Consider the following 17,247-nt stretch of genomic DNA (forward strand, 5'->3'; position numbering starts at 1 on the left):
CCCCAAAAACATGGAGCATACAATGAAACTCAAACACATCCTTCTTTTATCTATTTTTGTTATCACTGGCACTGCAGAGGCAACCCGGTTTTTTGCCTTGAATCATGAAAAAGACAAAAAAACATACCACAATGAATTGGTCGAACTAGACAGCCAAAGCGGCGAAGTTATGACTAAAATTAAGTTACGCTCAACCAATCGTTTTGCCACTGAGAAATTGAACCTTCCACTCAGCGATTACATGTTTTTTTATGGTAAAGAAGACAAAAAAACCGGCCAATTAGAAATTGTTAATAAAACCGATTTGGATGACATCAAAAGCGTCAAAATAGATGCCATCAACAGTTATTTGGTACCCAATGTTGGCATGCAAGAATTCAAGCACTTGACTGCTGACAATCAATTTTTGATTCTCCACACTGGCTATAAAAAAGAGCAAAATATAACCATCATTGACGTGACATCAGGCTCCATTGCAAAACAAATCCCAATCAGCAAGCACAGAAACACCGTTGAATTGTCATCAGATGGTAACTACCTGCTGGTGAACAATATCTCTAAAGATGAATTAACTGTCATCAGTTTAGACCAATTCAATGTGGTCATGACCAGCAATTTGGGCAAGTTCAGAGCATATGCCACCATCAACAACGACCATTTATACTTAACTAAATACACTGGTAAACCACCAAAAAAATCCTATTGGATTCAAGCGTTGAACTTAGTGACAAAAGAAAAAACCAACTTCACAGCCAAAGGTAAAACGGAACCCGTTTTTGCGGTAGGAGAAGACAGTGGTCAATTGATGGTTGTTACCACTTCAGAAGACGGCAAGCAGACTTTTTTGAGTCGCGTCACCGGCAGTCAAACTGAAATCATTGGCACTTATGAGATGAAAATGCGGCCTGAAAAAATGTTCATTAACGAAGAATTCAATCAAGCACTGATAAAAGGCAAAGGCCAAATTGCCACTGTTCAATTACAAAATCCAGCCGTATACAGTGTCACCAAACTACCATTTGACTCAATCATGTATGGCTATAATGACAGTGGCAAATTGCTCTACTTAAAAGAGGGCACAGGATCTGAAGTGGCTGTGATTGATGTTGAAAGTGGTGAGTTGATTGAACGATCAGGCACGGGTAGACCTGGGGTCAAATTTGGCCAGTTCATGGCTTCAGTGGCGTTGGCAGGGGTTGGTTTAAATTATGGTTATGGCATTTATTTTGCGCGATACTCAAACACCGGCTTCACCCTGAACCACGACCAAGATAAGCTCTATGTCATAAACACTAAAACCAATGATGTGACCCACTTCAATGCGCATGATTTATCCGATCGCAAAGCCATTGCCACAGGTAACCTGACATTCTTGGTTCATCATGGCAATGCAACCGATGCGCCATTGTGGGTATTCAGCACCAAACACATCAATCAAATTAATGACCAAAATTTCACGCTTGAAAAAGAAATTGAATATGAGGACATCATTGGCTTTGATATGGAAGCTGATTACTTCATCATAAAAACCACCGAAGACATTCAAACCTACGACATGAAAACGGGCGATATCAGCAACCAATGGCCATTGGTAGATGTTGATGAAGTTTGGACTGAATCCTGATAAGTAAAAAAAAGGGTCGCAAAACGCTGACCCTTTTTCATTTTTTTCCTGGTGTATGGTCTTACTCTAAACTGTTCTTGAATACATAATCAGATCGCAATTCAAAGTCTACCTCGACCAGCGACTGTCCATTACTGATGACCACAGGTGTTGATTGAAGTGGATCACAAGCACCATCAAAACAGTATTGGTTACCGTAGCTCACATCAACCAAGCCACCATTACTTTGGGTGGTCAAATAGTAAGTGCCATCAGGCAAGCCGGCCGTGAGGTAGAAACCATTTTCGTCAGCTTGGTAACTACCAAAAAATTGGCCTTGAGAATCAAACACATTAACTGCTGCAAAGCTGGCTGGTAAGTCACTACCAAAGGTATTAACTTGGCCAGTGATGGTGCCACCTGTTTCCAAATTGAACTCAATGGTTTGGACGCCGGCTTGAGTGAACGGCGCACCACCCAACACAATTGGCGTGCCTGTGGTCACATCACAAATTGATCCCGGACAAGCCAAACCATCAAATAACACATCAACCCAAGTACCCACTTCAGCAGCCCTGATACCAAGGAAAGGCAGATTTGAACCGTTATTGGTTAAGGCATAATAAGTGCCGGCAGGAAGTCCATCCACAGTAAAATTACCGGCCGCATCTGTAGTCGCCCAGTTGGCAAAGTTACCGTTGTTGTCATAAACCAACACATGTACATCAGGGATTACTGTCGCCGAACCAACCTCTGTGATGGTGCCGCTGAAACTTTCACCTGATGATAAAGCAAAATCTATGCCTGTTTCGGTATTGTTGGCAGTGACAGTGACATTACCAGAGGTCAGATCACAAGTCAGACCGGGACAGTCGATGTTACCCATTGGGTCATATTTCTGCATCACATACGGCGCGATGAAGGCACCATTGAACATGCTGCCCGTTCTGACCGAGTATGTACCCGGTGGTAAGGCTCGTTGTGAGACGTATGTTCCGTCAGGTCTGATGGCCGCACCACCAGCCACGGCGCCCGATGAATCATAAAATTGGACGTAATGTGTTTCAGTGGAGGTATCAATTGGGTTACCGCTGGCAGCATCTGTGACGGTGCCACTGATCTTGCCACCACGTTCCAGCAGGAAGTCTATTGAAAGCCTGTTTTCATTCGGCCCTAAATTGATTGGCGTGCCGCCAGCACCGCGGTCACAGCCGCTCCATGGACAGCGAATGTTATTGTAAAGTTCTCGCTGGAAAAACTCTGTACCCAAATCACCACCCTGAGCAAAATAAGTACCGGGCAGTAAACCACCTATTCTGTAGGAACCGTTGAAAGTAGGGTCATAATTAGTACCCAGTAAGAAACGGATTGCTACCACTCGATTGGATGCATCAAAAATGTATACCAATGCCCGCTCACTGAGGGTGTTTGGTAAACTACCTGCATCTAAAATAGCACCTGAAATACTGGCACCTGTATCAAGTTGAAAATCAATGCCCGCAGTCGTTGCGCCGTTGGTTAAAACCACATCGGCACCAGCGCCATTGAATAAGGCCACAGAACATAAATTACACTGTATGTCGTTATAAATTTCTGGGATATAGCTGTTTTCTTCGATAAAATCAGGATCTAAATAAACCTTGTAACTGCCTTGTGGAATGCCGGTTACGGTGTAATTTCCAGCGCCGTCGAATTGAGTGAAAACATTACCATTGAAGTTGATATTTGCTGGGTCGTATAGGTTTACTCGCAGTGTCTCTACGGCAGCATTGGTAACAGCATCAACTATTTGTCCACTTAATGTGGCTCCCACGGTGAGGGTCAAATTGATTCCACCTAAGTTTTGAGCAGGCATCAAGACATTGACGTTATCGACATCAGGTATGCAGTTAAAGCATTCCTCTGTTCCGCTGTTGGACCATATGGCGTCAATGTAAATGTCTGTGGCATCTTGAGCCAAAACATAATATTCACCTGCTGGCAAACCATTGGCGGTGTAATTACCTGAAGCATCGGTGGGTACTCCTACGGAATAATTATAGTCGGTATCTCTGACCAAAACATATGTACCTTCCACCGGATTCAGACCATCGGCCACATTACCAGAGAGGGTGGCACCTACAGTCAAAGTCAAATCAACATTGACAAAATTAGTGGCTGCCGCCAAATTTATTTCATTGTCACCGTCTGGTTGACAGAAACTGATGCAATCTTCGGTACCAAATGCTGACCATATGACATTGATGTATTGATCATAATAATCTGACACGGTGACATAATAATCACCAGCAGCCAAACCAGTGAAGGTATAATCACCAGCCGCATCGGTAAAGACAAACCCTACATTATTCCTGGTTTGGTAATCCCACAAGCTCACACCAACATCCAACTGACCGATACCAGATAAACTGATGTTGCCAGAAATTGAAGCGGTACCAGCAGGACCACTTTTTAGCTCATTAGAACGTGCTTCTTGACTCAATGCCATCTGTTCACGAACTTGCATGTTTTTAATGTAAGTCAGCTTCTGATTGAGTTGTAACTGAGTGATGTGACCTTCTGCCTGCAGTTCTTGGTACACTTCAGCACCAAAATCCAAACGCGCATCTCGCTCAGCACACACCGCCGAACTGACTAAGGTCAGGCATAGCAAAAATTTCTTCATGTTGTCTCCCCTGATTGGTAATATAAATAAATCAGCAAGAATCATACTCCCCAAATCAGGCCAACACTAAAATTTTTTAAAAATATTTTGCTTAATCAAGCAAACTGTGACTTTTTTCGCAAAAAACCGATGCTGCAGGTTCAGCTTTGAACATCCTTGGGTATTTGCCGAGCTGATGAGTCAGCGATTGGGGTTTAGCGGAAAATGAAGAAAATGGTTTTGCATGGCGGAGACATGCCTTAGACAAAACTAACCAGCCCCCAACCAAGCACATTAAAGCAAGGCTTAAGCACATTCACTATTAACCATGAATCAGCTTAATCCTCAACTTCTATCAGCCCCTTGTGCATAAAAAGACTGCCATACTGCGCCAACAAACCCTGCCGCGCACCTGCATTGGTAAATTTTTGTACCGCAAATCCAGTAACTGGCAGCCCCTTGTAAGAAGGACCAGATACTGCCAATAACCGATAATCATTACTGTTCATGTTACTTTCATTCACAAATTTTATTTTTGCCCAGCCAGATTCCGTAGCAACAGCAACCGCAGGTGCTCTGAGTGTTTCCATTGTCTCTCCACCCAAAATTCCCGACACTGCAACATCTGCTGCAGGCAAAAGAATTCGTAGTACATTACTGGCCCAGCATAAGTTTGGCGGCAAATCAATAGTCGGCGGCCTTGGAATTCCTGTGATTGGGAACTCAAACTGTTGCTCTCTGTCATAAAAGTCTATTTTAAACGAATCACAAGAGGTGGACCCGTTCCACTGTGAACTGAAAGGTTCGGTGTCTGCTTGGTTCAGATTGGTGTGAAAAAACTTGGTTGGCATGGTAACCACCCATTCAGTTTTTCCATTGATAAAACCATCTAAGGCATAGTCATTGTATATTTCACTTTGCATCAATACAGCGGAAACCGCTTGAAAGCCGTGCTCCCATGTTGATTCAGCCAAATCACCATCAGGCAGTAACACCTCTGAGGTTTTGATTGCATAGCTCAGATCAGGTGTGTTGTCATGTGGTGAGGTATGGAAAATTTCATCACCTGAAAAGTTTGATAAGGCTGTTGCATCATATGAGAAAGAGACACCTTCAGCCACATCAACGATTTGAGCACTGCCTATCAAGCCACCCGATGGCTGAAAAACAGTGGTGTTTAAACTCCATGGGTCTCCCGCATCAACCGACCATGCCTGCTCCAAAGCGGTGCAGTTGAAAGGTATACCACTGTTATCGTGAGAGACATAATCCTCCGCAAAACCACTTAACACACCCATCTCGATTGCGACAAAAAAACCACTCCTTAATCGCGACAGTTCATTGTTGTTGTCTGCAACAAAGTCGTTTGGCAAAAACTCCTGCCCGGATCTCAGCAAGTAAGGTGCACATGATTGGTCACCAGTATAGTGCCACACACTGTCCTCGCCGTTGAATCCAGCAACCGTTGAACTCATTGGCGCTAATGCCCCAGTCCAAACATCAAAAGCGCTCAAATAGACATTGAATGACAACACATCCCGAGCGTTATGACTTTCATAAAAATTAATCTTTATGGCTTTTGCATCAGCAGATGTATTGACAATTGAGTACAAAGTATTCAACTCATTGTTAACTGTGTAATAAGGGAAAATCAAAACTTCTCCTGCACCCTTATAAGAAACATGCACTGCTTGAACTTGAGTGTAAAAACTCAGCAACAACAACTGTGCAATAACTTTAAATAACCTCATAAATACTCCTTATTAAATGACTTATCAAAAAAACTGTAGCAAAAGCCAATCCTAACCATAAGCAAATCAATAGCAGCGGTCAATTGAGAATTTGTACCTCTATTTCTTGGCTTTCTTAAAAGCATCTGCCAGCGCCCCAGCAAAAGCACCTTGAGGTGCTGGTTTATTGCGGCTGTGTTGCGTGGGCTTTTTATTGTGGTTTTTATGTGGCTTATTTGTAGCGGATGGCTTGCTCTGTTTACCATCCGGTGACTTGGCACTCAGTGATATTCTTTTTCGCTGCACATCAACCTCAAGCACGCGAACTTTGATGACTTGCCCAGCTTTGACCACATCAGCGGGGTCTTTGACATATTGGTCAGCCAATTCAGAAATGTGTACCAGACCATCTTGATGCACCCCAATATCAACGAAAGCACCGAATGCTGTGACATTGGTGACGACACCTTCTAATCTCATGCCTACTGCCAAATCTTTGATTTCGTGCACTTGATCATCGAAAGTGGCTGTTTTGAACTCACCACGCGGATCCCTGCCTGGCTTTTTCAATTCTTCAATGACATCCTTGATGGTAGCAACACCATACTGATCGTTGGCAAAATCATTGGGGTTAAGCTGGCTTAGGGCACCAGTTTGGCCAATGACCTGTTCAATTTGATTGTTCATGTGCGCCAACATATTTTCGACCAATGGATAAGCTTCTGGATGTACCGCCGATTGGTCCAACGGTTGGTCACCACCACGTATGCGTAAAAATCCTGCACATTGTTCAAACATTTTTTCACCCAAACGACTGACTTTAAGCAATTGCTTGCGGTTGTTAAAGCTGCCGTTGGCATCGCGGTATTTAACGATTTCTTGGGCCACAGATTCTGACACACCAGCCACATACTTGAGCAATGGTGCTGAGGCCGTGTTGACATCGACACCGACTTTATTCACACAGTCCTCGACACAATCTCCCAACGCTTTGCTTAATTGTGCCTGGTTGACATCATGCTGATACTGACCAACACCAATGGCTTTCGGATCGATCTTCACCAATTCTGCCAAGGGATCTTGCAAGCGCCTGGCAATTGATACGGCACCACGGTAGGACACATCCAGGTCTGGAAACTCTTTGGCTGCCATTGCTGAGGCGGAGTAAACCGAGGCACCTGCCTCTGAGACCATGATTTTTTGCGCTTTGATGTCTTTGTTCTGCTTAATGATTTCAGCGGCCAATTGGTCTGTTTCTCTTGAAGCGGTGCCATTGCCTATGGCGATTAATTTCACCGCATGTTTTTGGCACAGTGTTACCAAGACTTGCTTCGCTTGCTCCCACTGTTTTTGTGGTGCGTGTGGAAATATCACAGCACTTTCTAATAATTTGCCGTTGCCATCAACGACCACGGTTTTAACGCCCGTTCTGAAGCCAGGATCCAAGCCCAAAGTCACCTTTCCACCGGCTGGCGCCGCTAATAACAAATCTTTCAGGTTGCGGTTAAAAATTTGAATGGCTGCCTCATCAGACTGTTCCCGCAGGTGCGATAACAGCTGTAGGTTAAGTTTCAGCTGCAACTTGGCTTTCCAGGCCAATTCTGTGGTGCGATGTAGCCATTGTGATTGTTCGATGTCCCAGCCAGTATGATGCACTAACCGACCCATGGCTGGATGGATCAACAAGTCATCACTCAACACATCGCGGTGATCGATGTTGATACTCAAAACACCTTCGTTGCGCCCCCTCAACAAAGCCAACATGCGGTGTGATGGGATCTTGTTGATGGCTTCAGAAAACTCAAAATAATCTTTAAAACGTGCCGCTTTGGGCTCATTCTCTTGACCGCTCATGACTTTGGCAATCACCACGCCATCACGCCACAACCATTCGCGTAACTCCTGAATCAAGTCGGCATCCTCAGACAGGTCTTCGAGGGCGATTTGTCGCGCACCATCCAAAGCTGCAGCAGCATCCTTCACCTGTAATGTTTCATCTTCATTTTCGGTATTTATATACTGTTCTGCCAACACCGATTCATCGGCCTCAGGTTGCGCAATGATCGCTGCCAACAAAGGTTCCAGCCCTGCCAGTCGGGCTTTTTGTGCTTTGGTTTGGCGCTTCTTTTTATATGGCAAGTACAAGTCTTCCAAACGGGTCTTGGTATCTGCTGCCATGATTGACTGCTGCAACGCATCAGTTAACTTCCCTTGTTCTTCAATCGCCTTGATGATGGTTTCACGGCGATCGTCCAACTCACGTAAATACCCCAAACGCTCTTCCAATTGACGCAGCTGGGTGTCATCCAAGCCACCCGTGACTTCTTTTCGGTAACGTGCAATAAAAGGTACGGTGTCACCACCATCTAATAATTCGATGGCACTTTGGATTTGCTTGGTTTGAGCGTTGATTTCAGCCGCTATGATTTGAACGTGTTTTGAGTTGACCACTGATAGACTCATTGATTGATAAAAAAGCGACGCATTTTAGCATGTGCTACTGGCTCATTTACAAGTCTAATTGCATTCCGCGGTAAGCCACCCTAAAACCATTTTTTGAAACAGTTCCTGCTGCTGAGCTTGCTTGATCAATCAATGGGTTGCTGTGATTAAAATGGATGAAGGTGATTTTGTTTTTTTCATCTGTTGGTAAGTCTTTAAACAGCGCCATACTTTCCTCAACAAAAGGATGCGGTATTTCTGTCATGTCACGGTTGGGAATTTCACCGTTGGCGAAGAATGTCGCATCCAACAGGGCAAAATCTACTTTGCCAATGGCCTCAATGATGTCCTCCTCCCACTTCTGCCATTTATCAATATCGGGAATAAACAAGGCGGTTTTGTTAGGGCCTTTGATTTGATAGCCAACGGTTTCAGTGAATTCATCGCGGTGCGGTACTGTAAATGGAGTGATTGATAGTTGGGCTGATATTTTGACTGGCTGTTTGTTTTTCAGGGGCATGAGTTTGATGTTGTTCAAACTGACCAATTGGCTCCACGGTCCATTCATCTCTAAATAGTTTTTGAACCTTGGCATCACATAAACAGGTACATTTTGGGTACCTGCTGCTTCACGACCCATGTGCATCAGTCCAGTGTAATGCCCCATGTGGCCGTGGGTCAAAAACACCCCAGCGAATTCGAATATACCATCCGGTGCTTGTTGATGCAATTGGTACATTTGTTGACGAATATCAGGGGTGGCTTCAAACAGGAATTTTTGTTTTGACTGCATGTCTATCAGTGCCAATGAAGTGGCAAATTTGCGTTTGTTGGCATCATCCCAACCAGCCTGACAATGTGGTTTGTAACAGTTCAACTGTGGGTAGCCTGCATCTTGTGCCACACCCAACACCAATAAACTAACACCATCCTGAGCCTGACCGCTGACCCAACAAGAGTGAAAAACCAAGAACAAAGCAAAACAGACTGTTTTCAAACTCATAAATACACCGTCCATACAATCATTGATTGACCATCATATCATGACCATTGGGGTTAGATAATAATGCCACTTTGTGTCATGATATTCGCTTTAGAATGGAGTCAATCGACATGAAAAAAATGTTTCTCAAACCATTACTGAAAGGTTCACTGGTGGTGTTTCCCGTGCTGGTCACCATCTGGGTGATATGGAGCCTGGTTACATGGATCGATTCTTTGGGGCGCAAGGCATTGGAACCATTGATGCTGGACTCATTATTATTCCCAGGCAGTGGTTTGGTGATAGTCATCATCATTTTATTGGTGGTCGGATTATTATTTCAGTTCAATTTCATCAAATGGATTTTCGATAAAGTAGAAAAAAACCTGATGAAGTTTCCACTGGTGAAAACTGTCTACAGTGCAGTCAAAGACTTGGCGGGTATGTTTGATAACAACCAAAACAAAGACCAACAAGTGGTACTGGTGAACATGCAAGCTTCAGGTCTGGGTTATTTGGTGGGCATGATCACTAACGTGCAATTACCAACAGCCATCAGCTCAAAGACCGGTGATAAAGAATTGGTGGCGGTTTATTTGCCCATGAGTTACATGGTTGGCGGTTACACCATTTTAGTTAAACGGGATAAAGTAAAAGCCGTTGATTGGTCATTTGAGGAAGCCATGCGGTTTGCACTGACTGCCGGGGTATCAAAAGAGTCTCAAAGCTCAGTACATCAGGTTTGATAAGAATAAAGACCTCAGATTGTTTATTGATGTGGTTTTTGACGATCGACTGGAGTTAGTCGAAAGGTGTCATCTTCGCTGTTTTGACAATCGGGCCACTCAAGTCATAGTTGTTGACCCGACGAACTGAATCTAAAGCATCACAATACTGCCAATTGTACCTTTGACCTGATTTTGGCCAATGATTACAGTATGGCTGCAATAACTTGATGTCTTCGAGCTCCCCCATTCGACCGATTGCCGAGAGCGCTTGTGAAACATCACCATTCAAATCGCCACGTATGATTGCACGAATATGATCCAAACTATTTTGCCCTCCATGCTGAATGAGCAGACGGGTAAGGGTCGTTTTAGCGTGCATTTGAGCCGATTCCAAAGTTTCTACTAATATCTTCAAGTTAAGATTTGAGTGCTGGCTGAGAACATCATGGATGGCCGTTTGTAAGTCGTAATGCGAATATTTCTGTAACAATTCATACATAACCAATTCAGTGCGTTCATCGTTCAATACATCCAAGTGGATAATGAGCCACTCAATGTATTTACTGTCAACATGAGTTTTCCTCAACTCAGTGATAAGCCATGTTGCTGGGTCAGCAGCTTGTTTAATATCCGCATACTCATCAGCTATGGCAAACCTCATGTAAGTTTTTTCATAAATCATGCGCTTGATTTTTTTTAGTTGCTCTTTATCTCCAAGCAAGCCTATACCCAAAGCCAGTTTAATACTGCTCAGGGAGTCAGTTGAATCGACCAGTGAGAATATTTTTTCAACCGCTACTTTCTTACTTTCAGCATCCAACTGATTAATACTCATGGTGGCTAAAGCAAAAATTAATACGTTATAATCTTTATAAGCCAGTAAATCTAATAACAGCGGCAGCATGGTTTTATTTTTTGTCTCAACTTGCCATGCTATTTGTGCCAAACGCCTAACGCCATGAGTAGTCAATTCATTCAAGGGGGGCAGTGTATTAAAAAAATGATTAATTACTATTTCATCGTACTGACCTTCTGAAAATTTGACTGTAAACTCTGCACAAATAGGTGATGTGTATGAATTCCATTCATGAGATTTCAAGATAGCTACACAGACCTCTAGAGCTTCAGATATTTTGCCCATATCTCGGTATGTTATGAACTGTAACCAAGGGGTCTTGCTGTTAGGTTCGTCTCGGTACTTAGGGTGTTGATACCTCTTTTTTAGATAGGCTTTGGCATGATATTGCACATCAGGGTCATCAAAATGACGCTCAAAAGCCTCATCAACACCAGCTGCTCCTGCGAAAGCATACCTCAACTCATGAGCGGCGGTTGATCTGACATCAGAATGCGACGACGACAGCGCAGCAATCAATATTGGAATGCTTCTCAAATCCCTGGTTTCAGCCATTATTTCAAGAAGTTCTTCTGAGTCAGTGGGCTCAGAAATTTTAAGGAATGCACTGTTAAATAAATCAAAGTTTTGGGGATTTTGCATTGAACTGATTTCGTCCAATAATAACTGACTCATGGTGTAATTATCCTTACCATAAGCCCCAATCAGTTTTTTTAGCCTTTTTCTTTCATTCTTAATCAACGCATATTTCAGGAGTGATACAACTTGATCAGCCTCTTCACCTGAATACGATCTAAAAACAGGCCAACGTCGACCCACTTCTTGCCAGCCTTCATCAAATAACACCACAATGTTTTTTCCCAATTCCAGATAAGATCCGGAGAACACCATTGGTGGATGAGTGATTGAAACCACCTGGCCTGTAGTTAAATCATTGCCTTTCAGTATTTTTTTAACTTTGATATGTAGTGTATTGTTTTCGTCCTCTATCACTTCAGCCAAAACTATCAAAGTCGACATCTTAATGGCATCATGCATTGAAATGTATCTACCCGCAAAAATAGGCCATGAACACAAGATTAAACACAGCCACAAAAACACCCAATAATTATTATTTTTCATCACACCAATTGTAACAGGTTTCATCAGGCTGACTTTTCATATGGACTGCATCAATCTCTTTTAGTATCATGACTTTTTTAATTTTACTGGTTTAATAATGGCTGAATACATTTACACCATGATGGGCGTCAGTAAGACAGTACCGCCCAATCGAGAAATCATCAAGGACATCTCTTTATCATTCTTTCCCGGCGCTAAAATTGGTGTTTTGGGTTTGAACGGCGCCGGTAAGTCCACCGTTTTGCGCATCATGGCTGGGATTGATACAGAGTATTCGGGTGAAGCCAGGCCCCAGCCCGGTATAAAAATTGGCTACTTGCCACAAGAACCACAATTAGAAGACGACAAAACAGTCAGAGAAAACGTTGAAGCGGGCATGGGCGATGTCAAAGACCTGCTCACTGCTTTCGATGAAATCAACTTAAAATTCGCTGAGCCAATGAGCGATGATGAGATGAACGACCTGTTATCGAAACAAGCAGAGTTACAGGAAAAGATTGATGCGGCCAATGGCTGGGATTTAGATCGAAGCATGAACATGGCGGCTGATGCTTTGCGCTTGCCACCTTGGGATGCCGAGGTCAAAAACCTCTCTGGCGGTGAGAAGCGTCGTGTTGCTTTATGTCAGTTACTGCTGTCATCACCTGACATGCTGCTGCTTGACGAACCGACCAACCATCTGGATGCAGAGACGGTGGCTTGGCTGGAACGTTACTTGCATGATTTCACCGGCACCATCGTGGCAGTCACGCACGATCGTTATTTCTTGGACAACGCTGCTGAATGGATTTTGGAATTGGATCGTGGTCATGGCATACCCTGGAAAGGTAATTATTCTTCTTGGCTGGAACAGAAAGAAAAGCGCTTAGAACAGGAGTCAAAACAAGAACAAGCCCACATGAAAACCATCAAGCAAGAGCTGGAGTGGGTGCGCTCAAACGCCAAAGGCAAACGCACCAAATCCAAAGCACGCTTGAAACAATTCGAAGAGCTGCAATCAAAAGAATTCCAAAAACGCAACGAAACTGCCCAGATTTACATCCCACCTGGACCAAGATTGGGTGATTCAGTGATTGAATTTGACCACATATCGAAAGCCTTCGGCGACAAATACTTGATTGATGATTTGTCATTCAAAGTACCACAAGGCGCCATTGTCGGTATCATTGGCCCCAACGGCGCGGGTAAAACCACGTTGTTCAACATGATTGCCGGCACCGAGCAACCCGATGAAGGTAACGTCACCATTGGACCAACAGTGGAACTGGCTTATGTTTCTCAGAGTCGTGAGGACTTAGGTCATGACCGACCGTTGTTTGAAGAAGTCGCCGATGGCGAGGAAATCATCAAAATTGGCAATTACCAAGTACCCGCCAGGGCCTGGTTGAGTCGATTTAATTTCAAAGGCGCTGATCAACAAAAACAAGTCAAAAACTTATCCGGTGGTGAACGTAACCGCTTGCAATTAGCCAAGGTATTGAAACAAGGCGGTAATGTGCTGTTGTTGGATGAACCCACCAATGATTTAGATGTGGAGACTTTGCGTGCTTTGGAAGAAGCGCTGTTGAATTTTGCTGGTAGCGTCATGGTGATTTCGCATGACAGGTGGTTTCTTGATCGGATTGCCACACACATATTAGCCTATGAAAACAATTCACATGTGGAGTTTTTCGAAGGCAACTACACCGAATATGAGCAAGACTACAAACGCCGCTTTGGTAAAGAATTACAACCTGAACGCATCAAGTACCGCCCATTAAAGAAATAAACGTATAGCAGGGTTTGAAGTGTTTCAAACCCTGTTTTTTTGTCAGAAAATACACAAACCTCCCTGCTTTCACTTAACTAAGTAGGTGAAATTAGTTATGATGAATACGATTCAATAGCATAAAAAACCCATGAAAAATCCAAAAATAACCAACATCAAATGGACCCTCATTTTTTTCAGCCTATTGTTGACTTGCCAAATTCAAGCTGCAAAAACTCCAGCTGCATATGCCGGCTTGGATCAGAGTGCCTACCACCTGATTGATTTAAGCATGAATAAATCCAACCAGTTAGAATTTTTGGTTGATGGCATTCGCGTTGAATTACCGCCGCAATCAAAAAGCACTCAACAAAACAACAGTTACATCCATCATCAGTTCGAAGCTGGTCACATTGCCGCCACCAAGGGCAAAAACAGCTTGTTTGGTCAAATGCATTTAAACAACAAACACTACATTTTGACCACTGATAAGACAGGCATCTGGGCTGTTGAATTACCCAAATCTGGAGTGAGCTATAACGATTGTGGCACCGACCATGGCAATCAGCCCAAATCCATGCCACTTGACCTCAGCGCACTGAACAAAAACACCAATAAAGCGGCAGGCACCATCATTGATGTATTGATGATTTATGACCAAGCCATCGCTGATCGTTATCCAGGGGAGTTACTGCAAACTCGTGTCGATCAGTACTTTAACTTATCCAATCAAACTTACGCCAATTCTGAAATTGATTTAGCCATCAGACAAGTTGGGTTGGAACAAGTGGGTTATGATTTTAATGATGCCAACATCAATGCAAGAAACTTTATTCAACAATCATTGGATTTAGGTGTTGGTTCTTTAGGCTTCGAAAATGTTCCTCAGTTGCGGGAAAATACTGGCGCTGACTTAGTCATTTTTTTACGCACCCATGACATCGAAAATCGTGGAAATTGTGGCATTGCTTTTTTTCCAGTCAGTAACAACAATGGTTTAGACGACAGTTATGGAGTCAATATCATGGCAGATGGCATGAGTAGCTGGTCCATTTGTACCGATCAATTGATGGTGCATGAGATTGGACATAATCTCAGCGCAGGTCATCACAACTGGAACCCAACTGAATTTGGCTACCCTGCAGAAGCCAAAGGTTTTGCTAAACTTGGACAATATGGTACCGTGATGGGATCTTTTGGTACCGGTACACCAGATCGGTTCCTAGAGCTGAATTATTTCTCAAATCCCAGCATCCAATGCGGCGGGGGGCCATGCGGCATCCCAGGCGAAGCTGACAATGCCAATGTCATCAACCAACTCAAAGGCCCAGTTGCTGAATACCGAGACAGCATATCAAGTGCCCCTTTACCTGATGATTTCACCGTGACTTTGACTGATATAGATAACGACGGAGTGTTGGACCGCGACGATGAATTTCCTCATGACGCCATGGAAACTATCGATAGCGATGGTGATGGTGTCGGTAATAACAGCGATGCCTTCCCAAATAATAATGCCGAATCAGTTGATTTTGATGGCGACGGTATTGGCAACAACGGCGATAATGATGATGACAACGATGGCATCTTGGATTTTGATGACGCCTTTCCGCAAAATCCAAATGAGGTCAAGGACACCGATGGCGATGGCGTGGGCGACATAGCGGATGATTTTGTTTTTGATGTATTTGAAAATACAGACTCCGATCAGGATGGCACCGGCAATAATTCAGACTCAGATGACGACAACGATGGTGTAATTGACATTGATAATAACGCACAAGATTTATTGGTCATCAGTGTCGGCAATAACCGCATGTTACGTTTTGATGCTCAAACAGGCCTGGCCAAAGGCATCGAGGTATTACCCAGCGAGGGTGTATTCACATTTCAGTCAGATTTGAGTTTTCATGAACAAAAGAATGTAGTTTTTTTCAGCCATTCTAGTAGTATCAAAACAATTGACAACATGAATTTATTCGCAAGTCCAGAACTGGTACTCCCGCCTTTTAGTGACTCAAAACCAAGCATTGGATCAGGTTTTCCAACTTCCGTTCAGGCCAATGGCAACCAAGGATTCATTGTTTCTCTATTGGATGTGAGTGTTTTAAAAAATTATTCCTATGAAAACCTTACCATTGCCAGTGGCTTTGAACAATTTTTATATTCAGGTGATACAGACTTTGAAAACAATTTTATTGATCTTGAAATCTATGAAAATCGGCTTTATGCACTGGGCCAAAATATCAACATTCAATCGATTGACTTAGATTCAGATGAAGGCGATATGGATGTTTTAGGAGCTGGCTCGCTGACGTGGTTTACAGATCCATACGCCATGGCTGTAACCAGCGATGGCCGTTTGTTGCATACCGACCAAAGTCGTAACAAAGTGGTTATAACTGATCTTATGACAGAGTCATTCGGTGGTATTTTTGCTGACCTTGAGGTCTTAGGCTATTCCAACCCAACTGGCATTGATATCACCAACGATGGTCGCTTGCTGGTTGCTGTGGCTGATCAGAATGCCATCTTACAATTTGACTTAAATACCGAAGAATTTCTTGGTGAATTGGTCAGCGGTTTTGGCTTAGACCAACCCCATAAAATGGTATTAGTACCACAGCTGGCCGATCGTTTTCATCAGGATGCCGATAAGGTTATGCGTCCCAATGCGGGTAATTGGTTCAACCCCGATGCATCAGGCCGCGGCATCAACATTGGTATTTTTAACAATCGCTTGCAAGTTCTCTGGTTCACTTACGATGAACAAGGCCAACCCATATGGTACACCTCTGCTGGCCTGTTGGAAGGTTTTGAATATTCGGCTGAATTACTCAAAACCCGATTAGACAGTGACGGTGAATTCAGTTTTGAGGTGGTTGGCCAGTTGGATTTAACTTTTGCCAATGAGCGTGAAGCACAACTGACATGGCAATTGGGCGAACTCAATGGCACCGAACCCATCTCATGGTTACAAGCCAGCGGTGAACCAGACATTGCTGATTACACCGGCATGTGGTCTCGACCCGACACCCCGGGCTGGGGCGTGGCGGTCAGTACCAACGGCGATGTCAGCTTTGCCATCCCTTTTATCTATGATAATTCGGGCGAACCACGATGGAGCATCAGTGATGTATTTCGTGGAACCGGCCCCTTGGTATTTAATATGGATACGGTCTTCAGCGAAGGATTGTGCCCAAGCTGTGCTGGCCCAATTGAGACCACTCGTGTGCCCTCAGGCACCACCACTTTAATTTTAGACGGTGGTGATTCGAGTTGGAGCAGTGATTTTCTGTGGGCCGATCCCATTCCCGGAGATTGGCAACTGGATGGTACTGAAATCATCCGTATCTCCAGTCCACCCACTCGTCCGAGGTAAATTCTAAAACA

The 17,247-nt window shown here is 43.8% G+C and carries 9 protein-coding genes; 4 read left to right on the forward strand and 5 right to left on the reverse strand.

Features of this window, described 5'->3' with window-relative positions; translation table 11 throughout:
• Nucleotides 1–22 precede the first annotated feature (22 nt).
• On the forward strand, nucleotides 23–1,624 hold the full coding sequence (locus QNI24_RS05500; protein ID WP_267175477.1) for a YncE family protein: 1,602 nt from the start codon (nucleotides 23–25) through the stop codon (nucleotides 1,622–1,624).
• A 61-nt stretch (nucleotides 1,625–1,685) separates the two neighbouring features.
• On the opposite strand, the gene QNI24_RS05505 is transcribed toward QNI24_RS05500, so the two are convergent.
• The 4 genes from QNI24_RS05505 to QNI24_RS05520 all read right to left on the reverse strand — a co-directional run bounded on the left by QNI24_RS05505 (nucleotide 1,686) and on the right by QNI24_RS05520 (nucleotide 9,422).
• Nucleotides 1,686–4,268, reverse strand: a complete 2,583-nt coding sequence (locus tag QNI24_RS05505) for a carboxypeptidase-like regulatory domain-containing protein (RefSeq protein ID WP_267175476.1) — start codon at nucleotides 4,266–4,268, stop codon at nucleotides 1,686–1,688.
• A gap of 317 nt (nucleotides 4,269–4,585) precedes the next feature.
• Nucleotides 4,586–5,998 carry a hypothetical protein gene (locus tag QNI24_RS05510; protein WP_267175475.1) on the reverse strand — a complete coding sequence of 471 codons (1,413 nt, stop codon included), beginning with the start codon at nucleotides 5,996–5,998 and terminating at the stop codon, nucleotides 4,586–4,588.
• 99 nt (nucleotides 5,999–6,097) lie between these two features.
• Nucleotides 6,098–8,440, reverse strand: coding sequence for a Tex family protein (locus QNI24_RS05515; protein WP_267175474.1), 2,343 nt, complete (start codon nucleotides 8,438–8,440; stop codon nucleotides 6,098–6,100).
• Nucleotides 8,441–8,486: 46 nt separating this feature from the next.
• Entirely contained in the window at nucleotides 8,487–9,422 is a 936-nt protein-coding gene (locus QNI24_RS05520) for an MBL fold metallo-hydrolase (protein ID WP_267175473.1), read from the reverse strand.
• Nucleotides 9,423–9,532: 110 nt separating this feature from the next.
• On the opposite strand from QNI24_RS05520, the gene QNI24_RS05525 reads away from it, so the two are divergent.
• Nucleotides 9,533–10,147: a DUF502 domain-containing protein gene (locus QNI24_RS05525; protein WP_267175472.1), complete on the forward strand. Its 615-nt coding sequence runs from the start codon at nucleotides 9,533–9,535 to the stop codon at nucleotides 10,145–10,147.
• A gap of 55 nt (nucleotides 10,148–10,202) precedes the next feature.
• On the opposite strand, the gene QNI24_RS05530 is transcribed toward QNI24_RS05525, so the two are convergent.
• Entirely contained in the window at nucleotides 10,203–12,107 is a 1,905-nt protein-coding gene (locus QNI24_RS05530) for a HEAT repeat domain-containing protein (protein ID WP_267175471.1), read from the reverse strand.
• A 97-nt stretch (nucleotides 12,108–12,204) separates the two neighbouring features.
• On the opposite strand from QNI24_RS05530, the gene ettA reads away from it, so the two are divergent.
• Nucleotides 12,205–13,875, forward strand: coding sequence for an energy-dependent translational throttle protein EttA (gene ettA / locus QNI24_RS05535; protein ID WP_267175470.1), 1,671 nt, complete (start codon nucleotides 12,205–12,207; stop codon nucleotides 13,873–13,875).
• Nucleotides 13,876–14,005: 130 nt separating this feature from the next.
• The gene (locus QNI24_RS05540) at nucleotides 14,006–17,236 is read left to right on the forward strand and encodes a M12 family metallo-peptidase (RefSeq protein ID WP_267175469.1); all 3,231 of its coding nucleotides are present in this window, start codon (nucleotides 14,006–14,008) and stop codon (nucleotides 17,234–17,236) included.
• Nucleotides 17,237–17,247 lie beyond the last annotated feature (11 nt).

It is taken from the genome of Marinicella marina, assembly GCF_030065545.1.
Taxonomy (GTDB): Bacteria; Pseudomonadota; Gammaproteobacteria; order Xanthomonadales; family Marinicellaceae; genus Marinicella; species Marinicella marina.